Annotated in this window: 6 protein-coding genes; all 6 read left to right on the top strand. The window is 72.6% G+C overall.

Annotated elements, in window-relative coordinates:
- The coding region (locus AC1MIR_RS09140) for a hypothetical protein (RefSeq protein ID WP_480027858.1) at positions 1-900 on the top strand (900 nt) is incomplete at its 5' end.
- 215 nt (positions 901-1,115) lie between these two features.
- Positions 1,116-1,910, top strand: coding sequence for an ABC transporter ATP-binding protein (locus AC1MIR_RS09145; protein ID WP_480027859.1), 795 nt, complete (start codon positions 1,116-1,118; stop codon positions 1,908-1,910).
- Between the two features lie 19 nt (positions 1,911-1,929).
- Positions 1,930-2,907, top strand: coding sequence for an ABC transporter substrate-binding protein (locus tag AC1MIR_RS09150; RefSeq protein WP_480027860.1), 978 nt, complete (start codon positions 1,930-1,932; stop codon positions 2,905-2,907).
- Positions 2,904-3,740 carry an ABC transporter permease gene (locus tag AC1MIR_RS09155; protein ID WP_480027861.1) on the top strand — a complete coding sequence of 279 codons (837 nt, stop codon included), beginning with the start codon at positions 2,904-2,906 and terminating at the stop codon, positions 3,738-3,740. Before AC1MIR_RS09150 ends, AC1MIR_RS09155 begins: the two co-directional genes overlap by 4 nt.
- Positions 3,740-4,480: an SDR family oxidoreductase gene (locus AC1MIR_RS09160; protein ID WP_480027862.1), complete on the top strand. Its 741-nt coding sequence runs from the start codon at positions 3,740-3,742 to the stop codon at positions 4,478-4,480. Before AC1MIR_RS09155 ends, AC1MIR_RS09160 begins: the two co-directional genes overlap by 1 nt.
- Positions 4,477-5,005: alpha/beta fold hydrolase (locus AC1MIR_RS09165; RefSeq protein WP_480027863.1), on the top strand; the 529-nt coding region annotated here is incomplete at its 3' end. The genes AC1MIR_RS09160 and AC1MIR_RS09165, both read left to right, overlap by 4 nt.

Raw genomic sequence — 5,005 nt, forward strand, 5'->3', positions numbered from 1 at the left:
CGGGAGGCCGGGGCGGGGGGGGGGGGGGGGGGGGGGGGGGTGTGGCGGGGGGCGGGCCCCGCGGCGCCGTCGCAGGCTTGTCCCTATCCGGACGAGGTCCGGGAACGCGAGGCAAGGCTCACGCATTCAGGCGGCGGGCAGAAGCGGCGGAGCAGGCAGACCAGGACACCCGCATCCGCCACGCGACCGCGCCGCGGCTGCATGGAGGACCGCATGCACCTCGATCTCCGGCTCGAAAGGGCCCTCGAACGTGTCGAACTGGTCACCGGCGTCGGCACCCGCGATGCCGGGCGGATGTGCGTCATGTCGCTGGTCGCCTGCCTGGCCGGCGAGGAGCATGGCGACAGCCCGAACTGCGCATCGCCGCTGATCCGCGCCTTCGCCATCCCGCTGAACGACAACATGCCGCATGCGGTGCGCCAGCGGCTGAAGCCCTTCGCGCCGCGCATCCTGGGCACGCGGGACGGCCACGACGCGGTGCGGGCCGAATTGCTGCGCATGGCGCTGGCCGAAGAGATCGTGCCGCGGCTGGGTGGGCGCCAGGCGACGCCGGCGCGGCGCTTCGCCGGGCCGCTGTGGCGGCTGTGGTCGCTGCTCGGCATGCGCAGGCTGGAGCGCGAGGCGGAATGGATCATGGACCGCGCGGTGGCGCTGGCGGAGGGCGCGGACATGGCGCGGGCCATCGCCGCGGCCGGCGCGGTTGGGCGGCTGATGGCGCGCGCCGCGCGCGACGCGACCGATCCGCGTGAGGCGGACCGGCTGTGGGACATGGCGATCGGGCTGCTCGACCGGATGTGCGACATCGGCGCGGCGCGCACGCCGGCGCCGGCGGTCTGGGCGTCGCGGCTCGAGCAGGTGTTCGCGGCGCGCGGCCCGGCGCGGGACGCGGCGAGGGCCTGAGCGGGGCGGCACGCCACCCGCAACCGGACTGGCGCATGGCGGCGGCGGTCACCGGTGGTGGCCGCCGTTTCCGCATGCGCGGTCCGCCCGCCGGCTGGCGCAGAAATTGTTTGACGCCGACCTGCACCCATGACTAGATCCGTTCGTATCTGGATGATGCGTTCATATATGAACGCATTCGCCGGGACGAACCCCAAGGACGGGAGGCGCGCGCGATGGCTCGCACGGTGCCCGCGCTGGAGATGCAGGCGGTCGCGCGGCGCTTCCCCGCGCGGGATCGCGCCGCCCCGTCCTTCACCGCGATCGAGCGCCTGACCTTCCACGTCGCGCCCGGGGAATTCGTCGCCCTGGTCGGGCCCTCGGGCTGCGGCAAGAGCACGGTGCTGAACCTTGTGGCGGGGCTCGACCGGCCGAGCGACGGGCAGGTCTTCCTGAACGGCGCCGAGGTGACGGGGCCGAGCAGCCATGTCGGCTTCATGCTGCAGAAGGACCTGCTGCTGCCCTGGCGCAGCATCCGCCGCAACGTGGAGTTCGGGCTGGAGGCGCGCGGCCTGACCGCCGCCGAGCGCGCCGCGCGCATCGAGCGCGAACTGCGTCGCTGCCGCCTGACCGACTACGCGGATCGCTACCCGCACCAGCTTTCCGGCGGCCAGCGGCAGCGTGCCGCGCTGGCGCGCACGCTGGCGATCGAGCCCTCCCTGGTGCTGCTGGACGAGCCGTTCAGCGCGCTCGATGCACAGACGAAGATCCTGCTGCAGCGCAGCTTCGCGCAGACGATCTCGGCCTCCGGCGTCACCACGCTGCTGATCACGCATGACCTGAACGAGGCGGTGGCGATGGCCGACCGCATCCTGGTGATGAGCGAGCGGCCCGGCCGCATCGTGGAGGAGATCGCGGTCGGCCTGCCGGAGCGCGACAACCCGATCGCGCGGCAATCCATGCCGCGCGCGCAGGAGCTGGTGCGCCACCTGCTGCACGCGCTGCACCTGGACGAGGCCGTGGATGCCTGAGACCAAGGGAGAACTGGGAATGACGATCAGCCGCCGCATGATGCTCGGCGCCACGCTTGCGCTGCCGGCGCTGGGCAGCGCCTCGGCGCAGGAAGCCGTGACCTATCTGTTCCCGGCACCGCCCTTCCTGCCGGCCTTCGCGCCGCACCAGCTTGCGATGAAGCGCGGCTACTACGCGGCCAACGGGCTGAACGTGACCTTCCAGACCGGCCAGGGCGGCGCGAATGTCGCGACGCAGGTGGGCACGGGCAACGCAACGCTCGGTGGCGGCGTCGGCGAGACCTCCATGCTGGTGCGCGCCAACGGCGTGCCGGTGCGCGGCGTGGGCCTGCTCGGCGGGCGGTCGCTGTTCCACATCGCCGTGCGCAAGGCTGCGGGCATCCCGGACATCGCGGCGATGCGCGGCAAGAAGGTGGGGGTCATCGGCTTCCAGGACACCGGCTTCTACGCGCTGCTCGGCGTGCTGGCGGCCAACGGCATGCGCCGGACCGACCTGCAGATCCAGGCGGTGGGCGCGGCCGGCGTGGTGCAGCTGATGATCTCGGGCGGCGTGGACGCGATCATGGCCGTGCCGGAATGGACGGCCGCGATCCGCGACGCCGGCGTGGAGGTGGATGTCATCGACATCAACGCGATCTTCCCCGCGCTGGCCCAGGCGATCATGACCAGCGACAGCACGGCGCAGCGCCGCCCGGACGTGGTGCGCGGCTTCGTGACCGCGGTGCTGAAGGCGGTGCGCGACTGCATGGAGGATCCCGCCGCCGCGGCGCGCGACTACGTCGCGCAGGTGCCGCAGCATCGCGGCAAGGAAGCGGGGATCGAGCAGATCATCCGCACCTATGCCACCACCGTCTATCCGACCACGCCGCCTTCCGCGCTCGGCCGCTTCGATCCGGCGCGCCTGGCGGCGACGCAGAAATTCTACATGGACAACGAGATCATCCGGAACGCCGTGCCGGTGGCCGATCTCTATTCCAACGACTTCGTGGGCTCATGAGCGGCGCGACGGACAGCGCGGCCGCCCCCAAGCCCAGCCGGGCCTTCGGCGGCACGCGGCGCGACTGGGCCGGCGGGCTGATGCTGCCGGCGGCAACGCTGTCCGTCGCGGTCGTCGTGCTGCTGGCCTGGCAGTTCCTGCCGCCGGCCTTCGGCGTGCCGAAATACGTGATCCCGACCGTCACCGACCTGGTGGCGGAGATGGGGCGGATGTGGGCGGACGAGGATCTGGCGACGCATGTGATCTCCACCGCCGTCTGGTCCGTGGCGGGCTTCGTGCTGGGCGGGCTGTTCGGCGCGGTGTTCGGCTACCTGCTCGGCCTCAGCCCACTGTGGGAGAAGGTGCTCTCGCCCTATCTGCTGGGGCTGCAGATCGCGCCGAAGGTCGCCTTCGCGCCGCTGTTCATCATGTGGTTCGGCTACAACGCGATGCCGAAGCTGCTGGTGACCGTCCTGATCGTGTTCTTCCCGATCCTGGTCAACGTGCTGCAATCCATGCGCGTCGCCGACCGCGACCTGGTGAACCTGGCGCGGGCCTATTCGATGTCCCGCGCGCAGGTGTTCTGGAAGGTGCTGTTTCCCTCCTCCATGCCGTCGCTGATGGCCGGGCTGCGCATCGGCGCGACGCTTGCGGTGATCGGCATCACCGTGGGCGAGGTGGTGGGTTCGCAGACCGGGCTCGGCTACCTGATCGTCTATGGGCAGGGCGCGGCGAACACGGCGATGGTGTTCAACGCCATCATCCTGCTGACGGTGATCGGCATCGCGATGTACTGGGCGGTGGCGGCCATCGAGGCGCGGGTGCTGCACTACATCCCGCGGGCGGTCGCGTGATGGCAGCGCTGGACGGTCGCACGGTGCTGGTGACGGGCGCGGCGCGCGGCGTGGGGCGCGCGCTGGCCGAAGCCTGCATCGCCGCGGGCGCGCGGGTGGTGATCGCGGATGTGCTGGAGGAGGCGGGTCGCGCGACGGCCGCGCAGATCGGCGCGCGCTTCGTGCCCGTGGACCTCGCCGATCCCGACAGCATCACGGCGATGGCCGACGCCATCGCGCGCCACGAAGGCGTGCTGCACGGCCTCGTCAACAACGCCGCGATCGCCACCGGCATCGGCGGGCCGGAATACGACGCGATCGAGATCGGGACCTGGGACCGCGTGATGCGCGTGAATGTCCGCGGCACCTGGTTGGTGACGCGGGCGCTCGGAAAAATGCTGGCGGAGAGCGGCAGCGGGCGGGTGGTGAACCTCGCTTCCGACACCGCGCTGTGGGGCGCGCCGCGGCTGCTGGCCTATGTGGCGAGCAAGGGCGCGGTGATCTCCATGACGCGCAGCCTGGCGCGCGAGATGGGGCCGCGCGGCGTCGGCGTGACGGCGGTGGCGCCCGGCATCCTGCGCAACGAGGCGACGGAATACGTGCCGGCCGAGCGGCATGAACTCTACGAGAAGGGGCGCGCCGCACCGGGTGCGATGGTGCCGGAGGACATCGCGCCGACGGTCGTGTTCCTGCTGACGCCGGGCGCGCTGGCGGTGACCGGCCAGGTGCTGCCGGTGAACAACGGATTCGTCTTTGCATGAACCGCCTGACCGTCGCCGGCACCGCGCTGCTGCATCGCCCCGGCACCGGCCCGGCGCTGGTGCTGCTGCACGGCATCGGCAGCGACGCCGAGACCTGGCTGCCGCTGATCGGCGCGCTGCCGGCGGACTGGAACCTGCTGGCCTGGTGGGCGCCGGGCTATGGCGCCTCCGCGCCCGTCGCGCCGGACGCGCCGACGCCGGACGACTATGCGCTGCGGCTCGCGGACATCGTGATCGGGATGCGGCTGGAGCGCGTGGCGGTGGCGGGGCATTCGCTCGGCGCGCTCTTCGCCGGGCGTTTCGCGGCGCGCTGGCCGGAGCGTGTGGCGGCGCTGGCGCTGCTCTCGCCGGCGCTCGGCTACCGCGTGCCGCCGGGCGCCGCGCTGCCGGCCAATGTGCAGGCGCGGATCGACGATCTCGTCGCGCTCGGGCCCGCGGAATTGGGCCGCCCGCGCGGCGGGCGGGGGGGGGGGGGGGGGGCGGGTGGTTTGGGCCGCGCGCGGGGGGGGCGGGGTGTCGGGCCGC

The sequence above is a fragment of the Falsiroseomonas sp. RANM36 genome (genome assembly GCF_056682175.1).

Excerpts from the sequence above, each read along its gene's own strand:
- AC1MIR_RS09145 (WP_480027859.1), top strand. The coding sequence starts at position 1,116 with ATGGCTCGCACGGTGCCCGCGCTGGAGATGCAGGCGGTCGCGCGGCGC.
- AC1MIR_RS09150 (WP_480027860.1), top strand. The coding sequence starts at position 1,930 with ATGACGATCAGCCGCCGCATGATGCTCGGCGCCACGCTTGCGCTGCCG.
- AC1MIR_RS09160 (WP_480027862.1), top strand. The coding sequence starts at position 3,740 with ATGGCAGCGCTGGACGGTCGCACGGTGCTGGTGACGGGCGCGGCGCGC.
- AC1MIR_RS09155 (WP_480027861.1), top strand. The coding sequence starts at position 2,904 with ATGAGCGGCGCGACGGACAGCGCGGCCGCCCCCAAGCCCAGCCGGGCC.